Raw genomic sequence first — 5,044 nt, forward strand, 5'->3', positions numbered from 1 at the left:
AGTGACTTCGTAACCGCAGCCGGGAGGCTGCGCTGAATCCGCAGGAGTCAGCAGAGGCCATAGTACGCGAGTACGGGACGTAAGGAAAGCGGAAGTGCTTAAGCCGAAAGGAGAGAGGAAACCGATGAGTTCGCTTGACGGGCGCAGACAGCAGAATACCTCGCAAGAGGGCTGCCAGCGGGAGGTAGCGGTGAAGCCGCAAGGGACCGTTGGAGCGCCGAGTCCGTTGCCGGCACAAATCGCCCCTTTCTCTCGCAAAGCACAGGACGACTTGCTGGAGAAGATGCTGGAGAGGGAAAACCTCTTGAAAGCCTACAGGAAAGTGGTCCAGAACGGAGGAGCCCCCGGTGTGGACGGGGTAACGGTAACGGCGTTACAAGCTTACCTGAAAACCCACTGGGAAGCGGTGAAAGCCGCCCTCCTGGCGGGAACGTACAGACCCTCGCCGGTCAGATGGGTGGAAATCCCCAAACCCGGAGGCGGCGTGCGGCTGCTCGGCATCCCGACCGTGATGGACCGCCTTCTCCAGCAAGCGCTTCTGCAAGTGATGGAACCGATCTTTGATCCGCATTTCTCATGGCACAGCTACGGCTTCCGACCGGGGAAGCGAGCGCATGATGCGGTAAGGCAAGCGCAGCAGTACATCCAAAGCGGCCTCCGCTGGGTCGTGGACATGGATCTGGAAAAGTTCTTCGACCGTGTGAACCACGACATCCTGATGGCGAGAGTCGCGCGGAGGATAGACGACAAGCGCATACTCAAGCTGATTCGCGCTTACCTGAACGCCGGGGTGATGACCGGGGGTGTGGTCGTGCGGACGGAAGAAGGTACGCCGCAAGGCGGCCCGCTCAGTCCGTTGCTTGCCAACATCCTGCTGGACGATTTGGACAAAGAACTGACCAGACGAGGACTGCACTTCGTCCGATATGCGGACGATTGCAACATCTTCGTGGCCAGCAAGCGGGCCGGAGAACGGGTCATGGAATCGGTCATCCGATTTGTGGAAGGAAAGCTGAGACTGAAGGTGAACCGGGACAAAAGCGCGGTAGACCGGCCGTGGAACCGAAAGTTCCTCGGCTTCAGCTTCCTGTCGAACAAGCAGGCCACAATCCGTCTGGCTTCCAAGACGATTTAACGTTTCAAGGAAAAAGTCCGGGAAATAACGGATCGCTCGCGCCCGCTGACGATGGAAGAACGAATTCTGTCAAGACCAATTGAAAAATCCTCAAAATAATCGGTTGAAAATTCCCCAGTAGAATCATTCTTTGTCCCCCTAGGGGAAAAGAAATTCGCCAAAAAATTCTGTTTACTCTGGTTTGTCCTCACTCCCCTCCGGACGGAAAAAGCCGGCTTTTTTCTTTTCCTTGATGCGGTAACTTTCCCCTTTGATGTTGATCGTCGTCGAATGGTGCAGCAGCCGGTCCAGAATCGCTGTGGCCAGAACCGCATCGCCAAAGATCTCGCCCCATGCACCATAGGATTTGTTCGACGTCAAGATAATCGATCCGGTCTCGTATCGCTCGGATACGATCTGGAAGAAGAAATGAGCGGCCGCATCCTCCATCTTTCGGTACCCGATTTCGTCAATGATGAGCAAATTCGGCTTCGTGAACACTTTGATCTTCTGCCGGATCGTATTGTTCTGATGCGCCTGCTGAAGGGTCTCCACCAGTTCGTGCGCCGTCGTAAAATAAACCGTATACCGCTGCTTGATGGCCTCCAGGGCGATGGCCACAGCCAGATGGGTCTTGCCGACGCCGGGCGGCCCCAGAAAGATCAGGTTTTCCCGATGCGCCAGAAACCGCAGCGCGGCCAGTTCCCGGATTCGCCGCTCATCAATGGACGGTTGAAAGCTGAAGTCGAACTGATCCAGCTTTTTGTGAAACGGCAGATGGGCCACCCGCGTCTTCATGCGGATAAACCGTTCCCGTTTGGACAGCAGCTCTTCCTGCAAAAGCTTGTCCAAAAACTCCAAATACGATATATTGTGCTTGGCGGCTTCCTCGGCGTGGTGATCCACCACCTCGGGAATCCGCGTCCATCCGAACTCCCGAAAGGCGTCCTGCAGGCGCTCGTACAAAAGCGTCGTCATCTCTGGACCACCGCCTCGTCGGTAAACTGTTCGTAGATGGACAAGTCGCGTTCTAGCACTTCGGGGATGGCTTTTGGAACCAGCCTGGGCATCGGTTGGGAGACCTTATGCTTGCCGGCGGCTGTGAGCCCCTCGAAGTGTTTTTCATTGACGACACGCTGGTATTTGCCCGCCGCCTTGGGGTGCTCGGCCAGGAGCCGTTCGCCGTAATAGATGCGGATCTTTCCGTTTTTGAGATCTTGAACGTGAACGATTTGGCCGACCCATTCGAACGGCACGGAATACCGGTTGTTTTCATACGAGACGCATGCGTCGGATGAGACTTTCCTCGCCTGTTTGTCCACCTCCTCAAACGGCATCGGATTCAGGGGTTTGAGCCCTTCCCGCAGCCATCGTTCACGGGGGATTTCCCGGGTGGTCCCGTGCGCCCGAACGTTGGCGACGGTGTCCAGCCACTGGCGAACTTGCCGGTTCAGATCGTCCAGACCGGTGAAGGTTTGGACGCGCGGCCAGAAGTTTTTGCGGACATAGCCGATTCCGTTTTCCACCTTGCCTTTCGTTCTGGCCCGATAGGGGCGGCAGTTCTGCAATAAAAACCCGTGATGTGCCGCAAAGCGTTTGAACCGTTCATTCCAGACGGCGTGTCCGCGTTCGTCAAAGTCCGTCACGACGGTTTTCATGTTGTCGTACAGCACCACTTCCGGACGCCCGCCGAAGTATTCGAAGGCCCGAAGATGATAGCCGATGAACGTGTCCAATTTCTCATCCTCCGTAAATTCGACGTACATCATGCGGGAGAAGCCCAATACCATGACGAAGGCATACAGCCGTTTCGGTTCTCCGTTCCAGTCCACCCGGAACCGCCCCCAGTCGACTTGGGCCTGGTGACCGGGGGAGGTTTCGAACCGCACGGTCGCTTTCGTCAGGACGGCCGGACGGAGAGGCTGCATGAAGGTGCGCAGAATGGTTTTGCCGCCGGTATAACCCTGGGCTTTGATCTCGTCAAAGATCACGTTGGCGTTGAGACACCCTTCTTCCATGCGCCGACGGATGTTTTTTATCACGTAAAATTACCCCAAAAAATCGTCAGTCATTTTCCAGTTATTCAACACTCGCTGGAAAAACGACAACAGGCTTGACAGGGAGCCTCTGCAGGCGTGATTCTTGCGAAGGGGCGATGGGAAAGGAATCATCAAGGGCTTGCAAGCCTATCACGCCTGCCTCTCCCTGTAAAGCCTGTCTTCAAATCTGGAAATCCCCAATTTCCAGCAGCACGATTTTTTGGGGTAATCCGTCACGATTTTATACACGACGGATATAGTCTTTGAACGAGTCCAGTTTGCTCGGCCTCCGGACGCGGCGCTGGTAAGGAGCCGGTTCGGAGCGCTGCAGCCATTTGCGGATGGTCTTTCGGTCTCTTCCCAGCTCGTTGGCGATTTGAGAGATATTCATTCCTCATTTCTTCATCTCGTGGATCATGTAAAACTCCCCATTTCGGATCATGATGTATCTCTCCCTCCAAGGGAGAGATATCGGTCAAAGTGGGGAATTTTCAACCGTTTCTTTTGGGGATTTTATCACCGTTTTTCACATTCACCGACTGAATCGCTTCATGATGGGGTGGATTGGGTATTTCCGACCGGCTGCCGCCAAGAACCACTGTGGTAACCTCGACGCATGGATTCGCAGGCGACTGCGCATGTGTCTGTGGAAACAATGGAAGAGACCCAAGACCAGATTGCGTAATCTCCGTGCACTCGGCGTGCCCGAATGGGCGGCTCGAATGATGGCGAACTCACGCCGTGGTCCGTGGGAAATGTCCCGTAACACAAACAATGCCCTTCCGACTTCCTACTGGGAAGCGAAAGGGCTGAAAAGTCTGCTTTCTCGTTACCTGGAACTTTGTTAACCTTACGGAACCGCCGTATGCGGACCCGCATGTACGGTGGTGTGAGAGGTCGGGGGCTGCCGCCCCCTCCTACTCGATTGGCTTACAGATGCGCGCCGCCCGTGGCATCTTTTACTCCGTCAATATGCCAATATTGTTGAGTCCATCTGTGCCGCCGCCCGGACGGCCGGAAAAGCTTGCCGAATCGTGTCACTTGCAGGAACCGGCGCCGCATCGCTCATGGGGACAAGCTGTTTCTGCTCCGTCATAGCCGCCTCTCATTTCACCCCGTTTCAAGATAAGTGGGTATTCCCGATGAATACCCCGATATCTCCCCCGAGCGCACAGTAATTTTCCGTCACCTTTCATGACCCAATCGTCTGCCGTGTTGTTTTCGTAGTCTCGATCAGTATGTTTTTTCAATCCGGATCAAAGGTGTAAACCGTTCCCTCCACGACATCGAAAAGAATCGGATTTGACAGACCAGTGTCACTAGTATGACCAGAATTTGGTCTGTTGAGCCAATCAGACGTTCTGTATTCAATTTAAGTGAACGATCAAGATATGAAGATGGAAATTCATTTAAAATTCTATAAAACTCTAAAATAAACAAAAAAACCTATTTAAAGAAAAATAGGATATATATATATGATATATACAAATAATAGTAAAGGAGGTTATATGTGATCGAAAGGTTCAATTGTGGGTTTTGGAGAGTTGGTTTTATAAAAATTTTAGAAGGGATGTGGGATTATGAGTAAAAAACTGGTGTGCATTATAGCGGTTATGATTATGCTGATTGCAACTCCTGTCAGTGCTGCCGGTGTACAATCTGCTCGAGACATCGTTGATCTTGTAGTCCAGAACTATCGCGATTCGTACGAAGCCCCGATCAAATTAGACACCAATAAAGCTCAGAAGACGTTAACTTCTGATGGTCAAGTACGAGTAATTATCCCCATTATTGATTCAAACTATGATGAATATACCAATGCAAGCTTCTTGGTTGTCACCGCCGGAATATAATTGACCCAGGAGCGCCGAAAAGAAAATGACCCACCCCT

At 52.9% G+C, this 5,044-nt stretch carries 3 protein-coding genes and 2 pseudogenes; 3 read left to right on the forward strand and 2 right to left on the reverse strand.

Annotated elements, in window-relative coordinates; all coding sequences use genetic code 11:
- Positions 1 to 124: 124 nt before the first annotated feature.
- Positions 125 to 1,201 (forward strand): annotated as a pseudogene (gene ltrA, locus KJQ12_RS06540) (group II intron reverse transcriptase/maturase); the annotation flags it as partial.
- A 105-nt stretch (positions 1,202 to 1,306) separates the two neighbouring features.
- On the opposite strand, the gene istB reads toward ltrA, so the two are convergent.
- Positions 1,307 to 2,092 (reverse strand): IS21-like element helper ATPase IstB, encoded by a 786-nt coding sequence (istB, locus tag KJQ12_RS06545; protein WP_213483978.1) that lies wholly within the window; start codon positions 2,090 to 2,092, stop codon positions 1,307 to 1,309.
- Positions 2,089 to 3,132: an IS21 family transposase gene (gene istA, locus KJQ12_RS06550; protein WP_244860470.1), complete on the reverse strand. Its 1,044-nt coding sequence runs from the start codon at positions 3,130 to 3,132 to the stop codon at positions 2,089 to 2,091. The genes istB and istA overlap by 4 nt, the downstream gene beginning before the upstream one ends.
- 551 nt (positions 3,133 to 3,683) lie before the next feature.
- Here istA and KJQ12_RS06555 point away from each other — a divergent pair.
- Together KJQ12_RS06555 and KJQ12_RS06560 are read left to right on the forward strand one after the other, a co-directional pair.
- A pseudogene (locus KJQ12_RS06555) lies at positions 3,684 to 4,001 on the forward strand (group II intron maturase-specific domain-containing protein); the annotation flags it as partial.
- A 732-nt stretch (positions 4,002 to 4,733) separates the two neighbouring features.
- The gene (locus KJQ12_RS06560; RefSeq protein ID WP_213483979.1) at positions 4,734 to 5,006 is read left to right on the forward strand and encodes a hypothetical protein; all 273 of its coding nucleotides are present in this window, start codon (positions 4,734 to 4,736) and stop codon (positions 5,004 to 5,006) included.
- The last annotated feature ends 38 nt before the right edge of the window (positions 5,007 to 5,044 follow it).

Origin of the sequence: Thermobacillus xylanilyticus (assembly GCF_907165215.1) — a bacterium.
Classification (GTDB): Bacteria; Bacillota; Bacilli; order Paenibacillales; family Paenibacillaceae; genus Thermobacillus; species Thermobacillus xylanilyticus.

Coding starts and splice junctions, on each gene's coding strand:
- istA (WP_244860470.1), bottom strand. CDS start 3,132: ATGGAAGAAGGGTGTCTCAACGCCAACGTGATCTTTGACGAGATCAAA.
- istB (WP_213483978.1), bottom strand. CDS start 2,092: ATGACGACGCTTTTGTACGAGCGCCTGCAGGACGCCTTTCGGGAGTTC.
- KJQ12_RS06560 (WP_213483979.1), top strand. CDS start 4,734: ATGAGTAAAAAACTGGTGTGCATTATAGCGGTTATGATTATGCTGATT.